Source organism: Agriterribacter humi, assembly GCF_009192765.1.
GTDB classification, from domain to species: Bacteria; Bacteroidota; Bacteroidia; order Chitinophagales; family Chitinophagaceae; genus Agriterribacter; species Agriterribacter humi.
In genome coordinates this window covers 783,284-798,459 of record NZ_VOHQ01000001.1, presented here as the reverse complement: position 1 = coordinate 798,459, position 15,176 = coordinate 783,284, and the positions used below count along the sequence as shown (strand labels likewise).

Here is a 15,176-nt window from a genome sequence, read left to right as displayed (position 1 = left end):
TTTGCATTTTAAAAGTAGCTCAACTTTGTTTTAGGCGTTAACGTAAGCAATGTTTCATACATTAGCCTAATGGTGTTTTCGATATCTTCTTTGTGCAACATTTCCACTGTAGTATGCATATACCGCAATGGTATGGAAATAAGTACCGAGGGGCAGCCATCATTGGCATAGGCAAATGATTCAGTATCCGTGCCTGTGCTCCTGCTTACTGTGCGTAACTGTACAGGTATTTTTTTATCCTCCGCTACTTTTTGCACCACATCTAATAATTTGTTGTGAACAGCGGGGCCAAAAGCCAGGGATGGGCCTTTTCCGCAAGCTATATCGCCTTCAATCATTTTATTGATCATAGGCGTAGTGGTGTCGTGAGTTACATCCGTAATAATGGCCACATCGGGCTTTATTCTGCGGGCTATCATTTCGGCTCCTCTTAATCCTATTTCTTCCTGTACGGCGTTTACAATATATAAACCGAAAGGTACCTTTTTTTTATTTTCTTTCAGCAGGCGGGCCACTTCGGCAATCATAAAACCACCGATGCGGTTATCCATAGCCCTGCCAATATAATAATCATAGGCCAGTTCATCAAAACCCTCTTCATAGGTGGCTACAGAACCAATGTGAACGCCTAAAGCATCCACTTCTTTTTTGCTTCTCGCTCCGCAATCCAAAAAGAGATTATCCACTTTGGGTTGTGTTTCTTTCTCACCTCCACCCATACGGGTATGTATAGCCGGCCAGCCAAACACCGCTTTTACAGGGCCTTTTTTGCCATGAATGATAACTCTTTTGCCAGGGGCAATCTGGTGATCCACACCGCCATTGCGTTTCAGGTAGATCAGTCCGTCACCGGTAATATAATTTACAAACCAACTGATTTCATCTGCATGGGCTTCTATCACTACTTTAAATTTCTCATCCGGGTTTATTACACCCACTGCCGTTCCATAAGGGTCAACAAAATGATTATCAATATAAGGTTTGATGTAGTTGAGCCATAATTTCTGCCCGCTGCTTTCAAAGCCGGTTGGCGAGGCATTATTAAGGTAATTTTTAAGAAAAAGAAGGGAACTGCTGTTTACTATAGATTTTTGCTTTGCCTTTGTATTTTTTGCCATTTTAAATTGAATTGGCGCAAAAATAGTTAAATCCTGAACAACAGGGTTAAAAGCGAAGAAAACATCATTAATCCATCCAGTATAAAATAGTACAGGTAATCGTTAAAATGTTTCCGGGCATAATTATATAAGCCCAGCACAATGCCTCCGGGTATTAATAATAGGGTAATGGTAAAAATAGAAAATGATTGTTGATATAATGCAATTGTGCTGATTACAAACAATGCCAGTGCCGCCAGGAATATCAGTAATATATTTTTTTCGCTCATCCAGGTGATCATGCTTTTAACACCCTGCGCCCGGTCTGCCTCTCTGTCGCGGTAGTCGAATAAAATGCAGATAGCATATATCAGAGAGAAACGGCTGATACAAAAAAGAGTCTGTGCCGTTGTCCAGGGCGTATCGGCTATTAATATTGGTAATGCCGTTGTAACATACATCCACACAAAGGTGAGAAAGAGCGTTTTGCCAACTGCTATTTTGGAAAGGAGCGAAAAATATTTATGTGGAATTTTAGGGGCGCTATATAAAAAAGTGGCCAAAACGCCAATGCTTAGTGGCAGCCAGTGTTCAATTAATTGCAGGGCAAGAATTGCAGAAGCGATGAGCATAACAATATAAATGCTCAATAACAAACGGCGGTGGGTATCATTCCAGGCGATGCGTGGAGAAGCAGAAGCCACAAAAGGGGTGAGATACCAGTGAAAGTTATAACTGCATAAGGTGGCGCAAAATACAAACAGGTAAAATGTGCGGGTATTATATTGAAGTTCAAAAAAATGATTCGTTTGTGTGACCATGAGTACAGCACAAAGCGATATATATACGTTCGTATTGATGAAAAGATCAAATACTGAAACCCCTATTCCTTTTTTTGAACTCAAAACGATTTTTCAATAGTGATGGGAGGTGCAGTTATGGTATCGCTCACATTGCCGGCTTTATCTTTAAACCAAAATTTGTAGATAGCCTGTTCAGTGGTATCGGCAGGACTACAGGCAATACGTGCAAGATACTGATCCTGTATAGTTATTATAATTTCTCCTTTTTGGTTGTTTGTCGGTGGTACATCAGCCGGTATGGTAAAACTAAGACTGTCTAAATAGCTGGGTACCCTGTTGCCATCAGCACAGGGAGAGGAGGAGGATATTTTTTCTAAAAACAATGGCACACCGGCTATATCACCTTCTGCATCAGTATACTCAATGGTAAACTGAACTGCATAATCACCCAAAGGAATATAATTACCACTCACTTCCTTTAGCGTAAGGCTCGGTTTCTCGCTAAACTTATCTTTGCTGCACGAAGCAGTAATAAATATTAAAAAGAGTATTGTAAGCCTTATTTTCATATTAATGAATTCATTAAAACAAATGTAAATATTCCCTTTGAATAAACGCTCAACATATAACGACATAGCCACACGAATATTTGATTTTAACATTTCTGGCTTTAACAGTCTGGCTATTGAAATATTTCGGTTCCAGCATGAAAACAACAGCATTTACCGGCAATTTGCTGATGCATTAAGGGTGGACGCAGAACACGTAAAAACACTGGAACAAATTCCTTTTTTGCCGGTAAATTTCTTTAAAACCCATCATATTCAATCCACCTCATTTGAGCCCCAGGTGATTTTTGAAAGCAGCGGAACTACCCAAACCGTCAATAGCAAGCATTATGTAAAAGATGTTTCTTTATACACACAAAGTTTTTTAAAAGGGTTTGAGCAGTTTTATGGTGATCCGGAAAGTTATTGTATTATTGGTTTATTGCCTTCCTACCTGGAGCGCCGTCATTCATCGCTGGTTATGATGGTGGATGAACTGATCAGGCAAAGCAAACATAATAAAAGTGGCTTTTATTTAAATGAATATGATCAGTTAGCAGGTATTTTACAAGAGCTTGAAAGAGATGAGCAAAAGACCCTGCTGGTCGGTGTAACATTTGCCCTGCTCGATTTTGCGGAAGAATATCCCATTCCTTTGAAGCATACTATTGTAATGGAAACCGGTGGTATGAAAGGCCGCAAAACAGAAATGACCCGGCAGGAAGTGCATGCTTTTTTAAAAGAAGCTTTTCAGTTGCCGTATATCCATTCGGAGTATGGAATGACCGAACTATTGTCGCAGGCCTATTCAAAAAAAGACGGCATATTTCATTGCCCCAAATGGATGAAAATACTGCTTCGGAATGAAGATGATCCTTTAGAAATAATAAGCCCGCTTAATAATAGTAAAAGCGGCGTAGTAAATATTATTGACCTTGCCAATATTTATTCATGCTCTTTTATTGCTACTGAAGATGCAGGCAGGCTTTATCCGGACGGCAGCTTTGAAATATTGGGCCGAGTAGATAACAGTGATATAAGAGGATGCAGTTTGATGGCGGTATGAGTAATTTGAAAATTTGAAAATGTGGAAATGCCTGCCCGACTGAATAGACCGGTGGAAATGTGGCGGTCGGTACGCAACGAAGGAGCGTCAGACCGCGCAGTAGGCTGGTGTGGAAATGGATGAAGTGTCAGTGTTGACTATTAAAAAATGGCAACAACGAATCATAGGATGAATACTCCTTGTCCATAGCTCAAAACTGACAGCTCACAGCCTCTTTTGGATTTTCCGTTTTTATTAAAAAAAGAGGATTACAATGCGGTAAACTATCCGTATTCACTTCGAATTTCGAAATTGAATATTCGTGCTTTATTTGTGATTTGGCATTTGTATTTTGGTTCTTTTTTCAATATTCTACATCCATCAGCCCGGTACAGTTAATTGTCCTTTTTTCCTGATTGCTCTGTATGGCCAGTTCAATAATGCGGATGATATTATATCCATGTTCCGGTTTTTCTTTCACCGGGCGTCCGTTCACTATACTTTCATATAGTTCATGATAATAATCCGCATAGCTACCTTTGTGCGAGGGATATTTTTCTTTAATTATTTTGCCCTCTTTTTCGGTATGAATGAGGCCAAATATTTCTTCAGGTTCCATTCCCCAATCTTCACCAACAGGCGATTCACCTGCTCTGAGTCTGGCTTCCTGCGGATCTTCTCCGTATTTAATAAATGATCCGAGCGTACCTTGTATCATATATCGCGGCCCGGGTTCCCTTACCAGCATGCCTGCATGAAGGATTACTTTTGTAAAGTCATAATCCAGCCATAAGTTAAAATAATCATCCACTTTTGCATGGGGCCGTTGCATTCTTATGTCTGCTGTAATAGAAGCGGGCATACCAAAGAAATATAAAGCCTGGTCTATTATATGTGCTCCCAGGTCATATAAAATACCACTGCCGGGCATTGGCGCTTCCCTCCATGCTGTTGGACGCGCTTCCATACGGTAGCGATCGTAATGCGCTTCAAATTCATGTATTTCCCCCAGTAGTTTTTTATCTAAAATTTCCTTCATGGTGCGAAAGTCACTCACATATCTGCGGTTTTGATATACGCTCAGCACTTTTCCTGAATGTGCAGCTATATTTACCAGTTGCCCTGCTTCTTCGGTAGTATTGGTAAATGGTTTTTCCAGCACTACATGCTTACCTGCTTCCAAAGCTTTTTTAGCATAAGGGAAATGGGTATCGTTAGGTGTAGTAACTACAATCAAATCAATTTCAGGATCAGCCACCAGCTCGTCTATATCTCTTGCTATTTTAACGGAAGGATATTTTTCCCGGGCTTCATTGCCTTTTCTTTGAAGTATGCTTACCAACTCATATTTGTCGGTTAGGGCATTAATAAAGGGAAGGTGAAATACTTTGGCGGAAATGCCGAATCCAACTAACCCGGCACGTATTCTTTTTGAGGGCATGAGGTATTGGTTTATAATTTTTGCTTTACAAGGTCAAGCGCTATCTGTAATTGTTGTTCAGGGGTGATATTGGAATTATCGAGTACCACTGCGTCTTCAGCTTTTTTTAAGGGACTTACCTCCCGGTGAGAATCAATATAATCCCGCATCTCCAGGTTGTTTTTTACTTCTTCTATAGTAATGTTGGGATTCTTGCTATACAGTTCCCGGAACCTTCGCTCTACTCTTACTGCATTGTCTGCGGTCATAAAGATCTTCAATTCTGCTTTTGGAAAAACAACAGTACCGATATCTCTTCCATCCATCACTATTCCTTTTTTCTCCCCCATTTTTCTTTGCTGTATTACTGCAAATGTTCTTACCGCTTTTATGGTTGCTACATCACTCACTTTTTCTGCTATGATCAAATCACGAATAACGTATTCCACATTTTCGCCGTTAAGATAAATTTCAGTTTCCATGCTTTTTTCATTTGGCCGGAAATCCAGCTCGATGTTTTTCAGTGCTTCATGAACCTGCTTTTCTTTTGTCCAGTCTACCATATTCCGCAGAAAGTATAAGGTAATGGCCCGATACATGGCGCCGCTGTCTATATATACATACTGCAGTGCCATTGCCAGTTGTTTGGCTAAAGTGCTTTTGCCGCAGGAAGACCAGCCATCTATGGTAATAATAATTTTTTTCATGCCCAATGCAGTGCAAATTATATATACTGTACGAAAAAGAAGAACAGAAGAAGAAATTTTTCATTGAGGCAAAAAAAATGCCAGCCTGTAAAAGGCCGGCATTGTGCTTATTATCAATGATGTATTAAGCTTCTGATTTTTCCTTTTTGCTTTCTTCCTTTAAGGTAAATTTCAGTAACGATTTTTCCTTATCAAGATCAGCGATCAGTATATCACCAGCTTTTACATGCGTGTTCAGTATTTCTTCCGCCAAAGGATCTTCAAGGTACTTTTGGATGGCCCTATGCAATGGACGGGCGCCAAATTGCTGATCATATCCTTTTTCCGCGATGAAATTTTTGGCATCCAAGGTAAGTTCCAGTGAAAATCCAAGCGTGCTCAAACGTTTCATAACGCCCTTCATTAATATGTCAATGATCTGGAAGATATGTTCCTGGGTGAGCGAATTAAAGATCATTACGTCGTCTATCCTGTTCAAAAACTCAGGACTGAAAGTACGCTTCAGCGCTTTTTCAATAACGGCTTTATTATTCTCATCTGAGGTTAGTTGCCGTGCTGCTGTTGCAAAACCCACTCCTTCGCCGAAATCCTTCAACTGGCGTACACCAATATTGGAAGTCATGATGATCAATGAGTTTTTAAAGTCTACTTTTCTGCCTAAGCCGTCTGTTAACTGCCCATCGTCCAGTACCTGCAATAAAATATTATAAATGTCAGGATGCGCTTTTTCAATTTCATCCAGTAATACTACTGAATAAGGCTTGCGGCGCACTTTTTCCGTTAGCTGTCCGCCTTCTTCATACCCTACGTATCCGGGAGGCGCTCCTATCAAACGGCTTACTGTAAATTTCTCCATGTATTCACTCATATCAATACGAATCAACGCATCGTCCGAATCGAACATGTATCTCGCCAATGCCCGGGCAAGCTCTGTTTTACCAACACCCGTGGGGCCAAGAAAAATAAAAGTGCCTATAGGTTTCTTGGGGTCTTTTAAGCCCACGCGGTTACGCTGTATGGCTTTTACTATTTTTTGAATAGCCTCTTCCTGTCCCACAACTGCACCTGCCAGGTCTTCTGCCATGCGCCGCAGTTTATCTGTTTCGGCCTGCACCATTCTTTTTACAGGAATACCTGTCATCATGCTCACCACTTCGGCTATGGCTTCTTCATCTATCGGGTAACGTTTATGCTTGCTTTCTTCTTCCCAATGCGCTTTTGCCTTTTCAAGATCTTCCTGCAGCCTTTTTTCATTGTCGCGCAGTGATGCCGCCTCTTCAAAACGCTGGCTTTTTACTACTTTGTTTTTTTCCTGTTTAATGTCTTCTATCTTCTTTTCCAATTCCACAATTTCGTTAGGCACATTAATATTCTTCAGGTGTACCCTTGCACCTACTTCATCCATCACGTCAATGGCCTTGTCGGGCAGTAACCTGTCGGTAACATAACGGTCGCTTAGTTTTACACATGCGTCAATGGCGTCATCCGCATAAGTTACATTATGAAAATCTTCGTATTTAGATTTAATGTTCTGCAATATCTGTATGGTTTCTTCTACGCTTGGCGGATCTACCAGTACTTTCTGAAACCGGCGGTCCAAAGCACCGTCTTTTTCAATATACATGCGGTATTCATCCAGCGTTGAGGCGCCAATACACTGCAGCTCGCCACGGGCAAGCGCCGGTTTAAATATGTTGGAAGCATCTAAGGAACCACTGGCTCCGCCCGCTCCAACGATCGTATGAATTTCATCAATGAAAAGAATAACATCCCTGTTCTTCTCCAGTTCATTCATAATGGCTTTCATCCTTTCTTCAAACTGGCCACGGTATTTGGTGCCTGCTACCAACGCAGCAAGATCAAGCGATACCACCCGTTTATCAAACAATACCCTGGAAACTTTTCTTTGCACAATGCGCAAAGCCAGTCCTTCCACGATAGCTGTTTTACCAACACCGGGCTCGCCAATGAGAATAGGATTATTTTTTTTGCGGCGCGATAGTATCTGCGATACTCTCTCAATTTCTTCTTCACGGCCAACAATGGGATCTAAAGTGCCCATTTCGGCAAGCCGCGTAATATCACGTCCGAAATTATCCAAAACAGGCGTTTTACTTTTGGTATTTGCTGCCTGAGCCTTCGACTTTTGCTGATAACTTTTCTTTTCATCATCAAAATCGTCATCAGCATCATCGGTATATTCGCTGCGCACATCATTGCTTTTGACCATGCCCAGCTCATTTCTGAAAAGGTCGTAGTCCACGTCAAACTGATTTAAAATTTGTGTAGCAATATTTTCTTTGTTTTTCAAAATAGAAAGCATCAGGTGTTCCGTTTCTACGGTAGGGCTTTTAAGCGCTTTTGCTTCCAGTACGGTAACCCGTATTACTTTCTCGGCTTGTTTGGTGAGGGGTAAACTGTTGATATTGGCAATGTTTTTTCCCGTTTTATCTTTTACTGCCAACTCCACTTCTTTACGCAGTTCATAGAGGTCAACGTTAAGATTCTTCAGTATCTTCACCGCCATATTTTCCCCTTCCCTGATCAGTCCCAGCAACAGATGCTCTGTTCCAATGAAATCATTTCCCAACCTCAGTGCTTCTTCCCTGCTGAATGAGATAATTTCTTTTACCTGGGTAGAAAAATTATTATCCATGTAAATAGAATTTAAATAGTGATCGATACAATAATAACTAATAATTTTGACTTCTTATGATTAATAGAACATTGCAGGTGTGTGTATTATTGTGTTAGTGAGCGTTACAGCATATTTATTGTCTTCCATTACTGGAATTATGCAAAAGATAAAACACACTTTTACTTATTCAGATAAAGCAATGAAAAGCGGTAAACTTTACCTGTAAAAATCAATCTATCAAAAGAACTCAAGAATGAACTTCAAAATAGATACCAAGGAAAAATTTCATGTCATATCGCTTAATGAATCTCAATTCTCTGCTAATATGACAGATAAACTACGTGAATTGTTTACTGAAGTTACACAAAATGATGTTAAACATATCATTCTGAATTTGAAAACTGTTCAGAGCCTTGAGCAAACGGTTGCGCAATTTCTTGTAGAAGAGCAACAGAAAGCCTACGCGGCCAACCGTTCATTTGTATTATGTGAAATCCAGCCATCCGTAAAAGATACGCTCAAAAAGCTTGATCTGCTTGATCTGCTTAATGTTACCCCCACCGAAAGTGAAGCATGGGATATTGTGCAAATGGAAGAGGTGGAAAGAGAATTGCTTGGGGGAGAAGAAAGCTGATGGCGTTTTCCGGGACGCAATATGCCAGCTTGATATGTAAAAAATAAATATCCAAATATTGTTGCAGATTATTCCACATTCATCCCTTTCGCTCCTACGTATCGTCTCCATTTTTCTATAACCGATTGCATATCGGCAGGGATTTCACTTTCAAAAAGCATCTGTTTACCCGAGGTTGGATGAATAAATCCTAATGTTTTAGCATGAAGCGCATGGCGTGGGCAAAGCGCAAAACAATTTTCAACAAACTGTTTGTATTTGGTGAAAACCGTTCCCTTAACAATTTTATCACCACCGTAAGTTTCATCGTTAAATAGGGGGTGACCGATATATTTCATGTGTACCCGTATTTGATGGGTTCGCCCGGTTTCCAGGCGACATTCAATCAAACTTACATAACCCAATCTTTCCAATACCCTGTAATGAGTAATGGCCTCTTTTCCATATTCGCCTTCAGGAAAGGTATCCATAATCTTACGGTGTCGTTGATGGCGCCCTACATGAGCTACAATTGTACCACTGTCATCCGTAAAGTCGCCCCATACAAGAGCGATATATCTTCTTTGCACGGTATGTTCTGCAAACTGGCTGGCCAGGCGCACTGAAGCGATTTCATTTTTAGCCAGCACAAGCAACCCTGTAGTATTTTTATCTATACGGTGCACCAATCCAAAACGAGGGAGTTCGGACTCCGATAAATGAGGCTGCTGTTGTTTTAAGTACCAGGATATACCATTTACCACTGTTCCGGTATAATTGCCCGAGCCGGGATGCACTACCATACCAGCGGGCTTATAAAGTATGATAATATCATCATCCTCATACCTGATATCGAGTGGAAGCTGTTCGGGAATTACTTCTGTTAATTCAGGTGCAGTGTCTGAATACATGATGATATGATCTCCGGGGCGTATTTTATAATTGGATTTTACCACCTGGTTGTTTACCAAAACAAACCCCTTTTCAATGCCCTGCTGCAATTTATTCCTGGTGCCGCCTTCCATACGGTTGATGAGGAATTTATCAATACGAATGGATTCCTGTCCTTTATCTACGGTAAAGGCCATCCGCTCATAGCGTGATTCGCTGCTATCGTCATCTTCCGGTTCATTCTCCCATTCCTTTTCACTGAGCATAACCTGCTTGTTTTTTGCAAAGATAACAGGAATAAGCCTGCCGGCATGGTTTAACATGATATGAACCAGGGTATCTGCCTGCCTGGAAATTTCTTATTGTTTGCGCATCAGGTCAAGGAACCTCCTGTCTAATTTATGCCCATACCAGTCTTCATAATCCACATCTGTTCTCCGGGAGTCGAGCACCCCAAAATCTCCTATAAAATTCCATACTGCAAAACCAATATTGCCGGCTTTAAGAATGCTGAGCACATCGGTAAACCATGCCATGAATACATTATGCGGGGTTTTGTTCCAGCAGCCACACTCCCCGCAGTGTACCCCAACGCCCTGCTGTATTAAATCGGTCCATGGCTTATAATAGGTTTCCAGCATGGCTTTACTAAAATGTTTTCCGCCTACTTCTCCGGGCCATTTGGGTTCAGGCAGGTTATTAATGTCTTTATTGGCCCAGGGTGCTTTATAGTGAGAGATAGCGCCGGGATAATATCCCCTGCAACTTTGCCCGATATTCAGGTCTTTAATTTCCGGGATGGGTGTATTGCCCACATTATTTCCATCGGCAATTACCAGATGTTCCGGGTTCTCTTTGCGAATGGCTTCAGCGGCTCCTTTGGCAACCTTGCGGTATACATCCCCGGGTACCGGTCCCGATCTGGAATGCTGGTCATTCATATCTTCCCGCATACTGGGCTCATTTACCAGGTCGAAACTTATTTTTTGAGGTGACAGGTTTTGATATTTTTTTGCCCACATATTCCAGTGGAAATAAAAAGCCTCCTGAGCCGCTTCATCTTTCCATAAATTATAGGGTTCATGAAATCCGGCGTTGATACAATAGCCCGGTGCACGATGCAGGTTAAGGCTTACATGGATTCCATATTTATGTGCCGTGGTTACCAAAGCATCTATCCTGTCAATCGCCTCATTGCTGATCTTATATACATCGTCAGGTGTAATGTCTTTCGAACGGTCTATATCCAGGTAATGCGGGTACGCTATGGGCACACGAACGAAATTAAATCCCCAGTCGCGCATCCATTTGTAATGTTCCTCAGTGGTTGGGTTACGCGATGGATGGGGAGCGGGTGAAAAGAAATCGAGCAAATTAAATCCCTTCCACCGGGGCAATTTATTGGGTGCGGGTAACTGCCAGGATGAGGCAAGCGACCTGATTTCCGACAAGCTTAATCCGGCCGTAATGAGCCCGGTATTTTTTATAAAATTTTTACGGTTCATATAGCGATGCAATATTCGTTGTGGGCAATATACCAGATCAGGTCTTCTAAGATAAGTAATAAGATCGGTTAAGCGTCCAGGGAGGGAAACGTTTTCCATTGCTTTAAATGAAATAACTTTGCAGGCATGCAGGAAGTTTTTTTTAAAGACATGGGCGCTGTAGCCTATAAAGATGCATGGGATTTCCAGGAACAATTGCTGCTGAAGAATGTGCAGGCAAAAGCATTAGCCAAAGCCGGTTTATCCTATTCATCCAACGGCGCCCGGCAGGAAACCGATTTTGAGCCAGCCGCCGCTGATACGCGCCACCATTTGCTGTTGTGTGAACACCCCCCCGTATATACTTTAGGCAAAAGCGGGCATGCAGAAAATGTGCTGATCAGCGAAGCAGCCCTTCATCAAAAAGGAATTGAATATTATCAGACCAACAGGGGCGGAGATATTACCTTTCACGGGCCGGGACAAATTGTAGGCTATCCCATTCTTGATCTTGAGAAATATTATACCGATATCGGGAAATATCTGCGTAATCTTGAAGAAGTGGTTATCCTTACTTTACAACAGTATGGTATAAAAGGTGAGCGCTCGCCCGGCGAAACAGGCGTATGGATAGAGCCCTCCGTAAAAGGAAGGGAAAGAAAGATATGCGCCATGGGTGTACGCTGCAGCCGGTGGGTAACCATGCACGGGTTTGCATTGAATGTAAACACCAGCCTGGATTATTTTAATTACATCATTCCCTGCGGTATTGCCAATAAGCAGGTAACTTCAATAGAAAAAGAATTGAATTTTAACCCCGGAACAGAGACAGTAAAAGCAACCCTGAAAAATTGTTTTGAACGGGTATTCGATTGTACGCTTGTTGATGAAAGCTAATATATTATGGTACCCTTACTTTGTTTTTTTCTTTGAGTGTGCCATTTTCAAATAATTCAAACCTGAACCAGCCTGCATGCATGAAATTTGATTTATCCAGCGTAAAAATATGTTCTTTAATATCATTGATCTGGAACAGGATATTGCCATTTTCTTCGTAGAACCTGATTTTAAAATTATTCAGTCTTCCCGGAGGCAATACAATAGTAATATCTCCATCAGGATTTGTAAAAACAAAACTTGAAGGTTTATATGTTTCAGGTCTTACCAAATTCATTGTATCCGCTATTAAACCATCGCTTCTTTTTTTACCGGACGTTCGGGCGGCAGACTGTAGCTGATATGACGTTGATGTTTTATCTGTAGCTGCGGCACTTGTTTTAGCAGCGCCTTTGTTATCCTGTGCGTTTGGTTGAGCAGTTGCACTATTATTGATTGCACTTTTTTCTTTTTTTGCTACGGGCGGCAGATCTTTCTGTGGTTTTTGCGATGTGCTAAACATGTAATTTCCATTGTCGAGCAAAATATACAATTTGTAGAAAGACGAAACATCAGGAGCATTATTATCAAGAAACCCATTGGTAACTGATGATGGATCAGGCAGCGTTAAAATGGTTTTAAAACCTTTCAAACTATCTGAGGAACGCTGAATACTCAACTGTTTTATTACGGGGAAATCGTTTACCCAGCTCAATATAACTTTACCATTTCTGTTTACAACTGTAAAATCGGGCAAGGTGTCCTGCGACTGGATGGCATAGCTGTATGAAATAAGCGTAATGAAAGCAATAACCCGGGAAACAATTTTCATGGTAATAATTATATCAAAAGCATTAACGCTGAACGCAACAAAGATAATGCTACACTTATATATTAAAATACTAAAACTCCGGGTGCAAGAGAGCGGTTGCCCTGTAAACCCCCGCTATGGATAGCTAAGATGCGGGATCGCGGCCGGAAAAAATCTTTCTCCATCAGATCAAATATACCATACATCATTTTTGCGGTATAAACAAAATCCAGCGGAATAGTTGATGCATGATAAAACCGGTTCATCCACCCGGTTAGTGCAGGGGTGTATTTTGCATATCCTCCAAAATGATAATCATGTATAAGGCGAAACCTGCCAGGCAGGGATGTATTTAATAAAGATTGTATTTCATCGTTCAAACCCAGATTGTTCTTCATAACGCTTATGCCTGTAACCTGCTGGTGAGGTTCTGTGGCTTGTATGATGCCAGCTATGGTTGTTCCTGTTCCCACAGCCGAAACAATATGTGTGTAATTGCTGGTATCTGTACTATGCAACATATCCGCTGCGCCCTGCACGCCCGGCAGGCCATAACCACCTTCGGGAATAATGTATGCCTTACCAAATTGCGCTTCAAATTTTGTGGTATGCACATTTTTTTTTATTGCATCGTATTCATTCCTTGGTAAAAAAACAAGCTGCATTTGGCAGGCATGTGCTTCCTGCAGGGTATGCGACCATTGTTTGGGAGCTTCTCCCCTTATAACGCCAACAGCATTAAGCCCCAGCGTTTTTGCTGCATATGCGGTAGCTGCAATATGATTGGAATAGGAACCGCCGAATGTGAGTAATGTAGTATATCCTTTGTTTACAGCGTCACCTGTATAATATTGAAGTTTGAACCATTTATTTCCTGAAACTACGGGATGTATTTTATCGAGCCGGAGCACATCAAGCCGTACTTTTTTTTGATCAGTGAGGGAATTTTCAATGGTATCCGTTGTAACAGCCTCTGCATGTATGATTTCATTACCATTCATTTAGCTATTTATCAATAGTGCTTGCAGCGGAAAGGTATTCTTTATTTAACCTTGCAATATTATCTACAGAAATTTCTTTGGGGCAAACGGCTTCACAAGCTTCCGTCATGGTGCATGAACCAAAACCCTCCTTATCCATTTGCTCTATCATGTTGAGTACCCGGCTCTTTTTCTCCGGTGCACCCTGTGGCAATAAAGCGAGGTGGGCAACTTTAGCAGATACAAAAAGCATAGCCGAACTATTTTTACAGGCTGCCACGCAGGCGCCGCATCCTATACAGGCGGCAGCGGCAAAAGACTGGTCTGCTTTTTCTTTTTCAACAGGAATGGAATTTCCGTCTACCGCATTACCTGTGTTTACCGAAATATAGCCGCCCGCCTGTATGATCCTGTCGAAAGCGTGACGATCTACAATAAGATCTTTAATTACGGGAAAAGCATTGGCGCGCCAGGGCTCAACTACAATGGTATCGCCATCTTTAAACGCCCTCATATGCAACTGGCAGGTAGTAGTGCCATGCCATGGCCCGTGCGGTCGGCCATTGATATACATTGAGCACATGCCGCAAATCCCTTCGCGGCAATCATGGTCAAAGGCTATGGGCTCCCTGTTTTCCTCAATTAATTTTTCATTCAGTACATCGAACATTTCGAGGAACGACATTTCAGAAGAAATATCCTTTACCTGGTAGGTTTCAAAATGTCCTCTTTCGCTTTTGTTTTTTTGTTTCCACACCTTTAAGGTGAGGTTCATTGTATAATGGTCCATAATTAATCCCCTAATTTGAAAATTTGAAAATTTGAAAATGCATAAAGAAATATCCAAATAAACCCTGGAATTTTTCCCTTTGCCGAAGAAATTATTTTAGATAATATCTTTATAATCTCACCCAAATTATCAATCAGCATATTGTTAAACCTATAATTTTTACTTCTTTCACAGAGTGTCAGCCAATATAGAGTTTCACTTGCTTCTTTAGCTGCTATTTTCATCTTGTGAATGAAATCAGCTTTACTCTCCGCATTTTGCGTTTCAAAAACATTTGCTCCTATAGATGTTGAAGAACGCAATAACTGCCTGGCTATCACAAATTTTTTATCTCTCACAGTATTCAATGACAGATAGTGCAAAATTTATTGTCTTTTCCACTATTACATTGGGTTTGTCATTTCTCATTGTTGAAAATTTAAAAGTTAGCAATTTGAATTTGATCAAATTAACATATTTTCAAATTGCCTCAT

Annotated in this window: 15 protein-coding genes; 3 read left to right on the top strand and 12 right to left on the bottom strand. The window is 41.1% G+C overall.

The window, feature by feature from the left end:
- Positions 1-8: 8 nt before the first annotated feature.
- Genes FRX45_RS03045 through FRX45_RS03035 form a run of 3 tightly spaced genes read right to left on the bottom strand, consistent with a single transcriptional unit; the run spans position 9 to position 2,469 of the window.
- Positions 9-1,118 (bottom strand): M42 family metallopeptidase, encoded by a 1,110-nt coding sequence (locus FRX45_RS03045; protein WP_152266900.1) that lies wholly within the window; start codon positions 1,116-1,118, stop codon positions 9-11.
- A 26-nt stretch (positions 1,119-1,144) separates the two neighbouring features.
- Positions 1,145-2,002: a UbiA family prenyltransferase gene (locus tag FRX45_RS03040; protein WP_152266899.1), complete on the bottom strand. Its 858-nt coding sequence runs from the start codon at positions 2,000-2,002 to the stop codon at positions 1,145-1,147.
- On the bottom strand, positions 1,999-2,469 hold the full coding sequence (locus tag FRX45_RS03035) for a hypothetical protein (protein ID WP_152266898.1): 471 nt from the start codon (positions 2,467-2,469) through the stop codon (positions 1,999-2,001). The genes FRX45_RS03040 and FRX45_RS03035 overlap by 4 nt, the downstream gene beginning before the upstream one ends.
- 37 nt (positions 2,470-2,506) lie before the next feature.
- Between FRX45_RS03035 and FRX45_RS03030 the strand changes: the two genes are divergently transcribed.
- A complete protein-coding gene (locus tag FRX45_RS03030) occupies positions 2,507-3,514 on the top strand; it encodes an acyl transferase (RefSeq protein ID WP_226804905.1) in 1,008 nt (335 codons plus the stop codon).
- A 343-nt stretch (positions 3,515-3,857) separates the two neighbouring features.
- On the opposite strand, the gene FRX45_RS03025 is transcribed toward FRX45_RS03030, so the two are convergent.
- The 3 genes from FRX45_RS03025 to FRX45_RS03015 all read right to left on the bottom strand — a co-directional run bounded on the left by FRX45_RS03025 (position 3,858) and on the right by FRX45_RS03015 (position 8,276).
- Positions 3,858-4,934 (bottom strand): oxidoreductase, encoded by a 1,077-nt coding sequence (locus FRX45_RS03025; protein ID WP_152266897.1) that lies wholly within the window; start codon positions 4,932-4,934, stop codon positions 3,858-3,860.
- Between the two features lie 11 nt (positions 4,935-4,945).
- Positions 4,946-5,620, bottom strand: coding sequence for a (d)CMP kinase (cmk, locus tag FRX45_RS03020; protein ID WP_152266896.1), 675 nt, complete (start codon positions 5,618-5,620; stop codon positions 4,946-4,948).
- Positions 5,621-5,744: 124 nt separating this feature from the next.
- Positions 5,745-8,276, bottom strand: a complete 2,532-nt coding sequence (locus tag FRX45_RS03015; protein ID WP_152266895.1) for an ATP-dependent Clp protease ATP-binding subunit — start codon at positions 8,274-8,276, stop codon at positions 5,745-5,747.
- A 235-nt stretch (positions 8,277-8,511) separates the two neighbouring features.
- Here FRX45_RS03015 and FRX45_RS03010 point away from each other — a divergent pair, with 235 nt between their 5' ends.
- Complete coding sequence (locus tag FRX45_RS03010; protein WP_152266894.1) at positions 8,512-8,892, top strand: STAS domain-containing protein; 381 nt, start codon at positions 8,512-8,514, stop codon at positions 8,890-8,892.
- A gap of 68 nt (positions 8,893-8,960) precedes the next feature.
- Here the strand turns inward: FRX45_RS03010 and FRX45_RS03005 are convergent, their stop codons facing one another.
- Positions 8,961-10,028, bottom strand: coding sequence for an RluA family pseudouridine synthase (locus FRX45_RS03005; protein ID WP_152266893.1), 1,068 nt, complete (start codon positions 10,026-10,028; stop codon positions 8,961-8,963).
- A 93-nt stretch (positions 10,029-10,121) separates the two neighbouring features.
- Positions 10,122-11,267 (bottom strand): glycoside hydrolase family 5 protein, encoded by a 1,146-nt coding sequence (locus FRX45_RS03000; protein WP_152266892.1) that lies wholly within the window; start codon positions 11,265-11,267, stop codon positions 10,122-10,124.
- Positions 11,268-11,393: 126 nt separating this feature from the next.
- Here FRX45_RS03000 and lipB point away from each other — a divergent pair, with 126 nt between their 5' ends.
- Entirely contained in the window at positions 11,394-12,143 is a 750-nt protein-coding gene (lipB, locus tag FRX45_RS02995) for a lipoyl(octanoyl) transferase LipB (RefSeq protein ID WP_152266891.1), read from the top strand.
- Positions 12,144-12,147: 4 nt separating this feature from the next.
- Here lipB and FRX45_RS02990 read toward each other — a convergent pair whose 3' ends face one another.
- The 4 genes from FRX45_RS02990 to FRX45_RS02975 form a co-directional block, all read right to left on the bottom strand.
- Positions 12,148-12,954 carry a hypothetical protein gene (locus tag FRX45_RS02990; RefSeq protein WP_152266890.1) on the bottom strand — a complete coding sequence of 269 codons (807 nt, stop codon included), beginning with the start codon at positions 12,952-12,954 and terminating at the stop codon, positions 12,148-12,150.
- 62 nt (positions 12,955-13,016) lie between these two features.
- Complete coding sequence (locus FRX45_RS02985; protein WP_152266889.1) at positions 13,017-13,934, bottom strand: 1-aminocyclopropane-1-carboxylate deaminase/D-cysteine desulfhydrase; 918 nt, start codon at positions 13,932-13,934, stop codon at positions 13,017-13,019.
- A gap of 4 nt (positions 13,935-13,938) precedes the next feature.
- On the bottom strand, positions 13,939-14,703 hold the full coding sequence (locus FRX45_RS02980; protein WP_152266888.1) for a succinate dehydrogenase/fumarate reductase iron-sulfur subunit: 765 nt from the start codon (positions 14,701-14,703) through the stop codon (positions 13,939-13,941).
- Positions 14,704-14,705: 2 nt separating this feature from the next.
- Positions 14,706-15,041, bottom strand: coding sequence for a four helix bundle protein (locus tag FRX45_RS02975; protein WP_226804901.1), 336 nt, complete (start codon positions 15,039-15,041; stop codon positions 14,706-14,708).
- Between the last annotated feature and the right edge of the window lie 135 nt (positions 15,042-15,176).

What these genes read in the sequence shown, in the direction of transcription:
- FRX45_RS03045 (WP_152266900.1), bottom strand. Translation starts at nt 1,118, where the DNA reads ATGGCAAAAAATACAAAGGCAAAGCAAAAATCTATAGTAAACAGCAGT.
- FRX45_RS03035 (WP_152266898.1), bottom strand. Translation starts at nt 2,469, where the DNA reads ATGAAAATAAGGCTTACAATACTCTTTTTAATATTTATTACTGCTTCG.
- FRX45_RS03025 (WP_152266897.1), bottom strand. Translation starts at nt 4,934, where the DNA reads ATGCCCTCAAAAAGAATACGTGCCGGGTTAGTTGGATTCGGCATTTCC.
- cmk (WP_152266896.1), bottom strand. Translation starts at nt 5,620, where the DNA reads ATGAAAAAAATTATTATTACCATAGATGGCTGGTCTTCCTGCGGCAAA.
- FRX45_RS03015 (WP_152266895.1), bottom strand. Translation starts at nt 8,276, where the DNA reads ATGGATAATAATTTTTCTACCCAGGTAAAAGAAATTATCTCATTCAGC.
- FRX45_RS03010 (WP_152266894.1), top strand. Translation starts at nt 8,512, where the DNA reads ATGAACTTCAAAATAGATACCAAGGAAAAATTTCATGTCATATCGCTT.
- FRX45_RS03005 (WP_152266893.1), bottom strand. Translation starts at nt 10,028, where the DNA reads ATGCTCAGTGAAAAGGAATGGGAGAATGAACCGGAAGATGACGATAGC.
- FRX45_RS03000 (WP_152266892.1), bottom strand. Translation starts at nt 11,267, where the DNA reads ATGAACCGTAAAAATTTTATAAAAAATACCGGGCTCATTACGGCCGGA.
- lipB (WP_152266891.1), top strand. Translation starts at nt 11,394, where the DNA reads ATGCAGGAAGTTTTTTTTAAAGACATGGGCGCTGTAGCCTATAAAGAT.
- FRX45_RS02990 (WP_152266890.1), bottom strand. Translation starts at nt 12,954, where the DNA reads ATGAAAATTGTTTCCCGGGTTATTGCTTTCATTACGCTTATTTCATAC.
- FRX45_RS02985 (WP_152266889.1), bottom strand. Translation starts at nt 13,934, where the DNA reads ATGAATGGTAATGAAATCATACATGCAGAGGCTGTTACAACGGATACC.
- FRX45_RS02980 (WP_152266888.1), bottom strand. Translation starts at nt 14,703, where the DNA reads ATGGACCATTATACAATGAACCTCACCTTAAAGGTGTGGAAACAAAAA.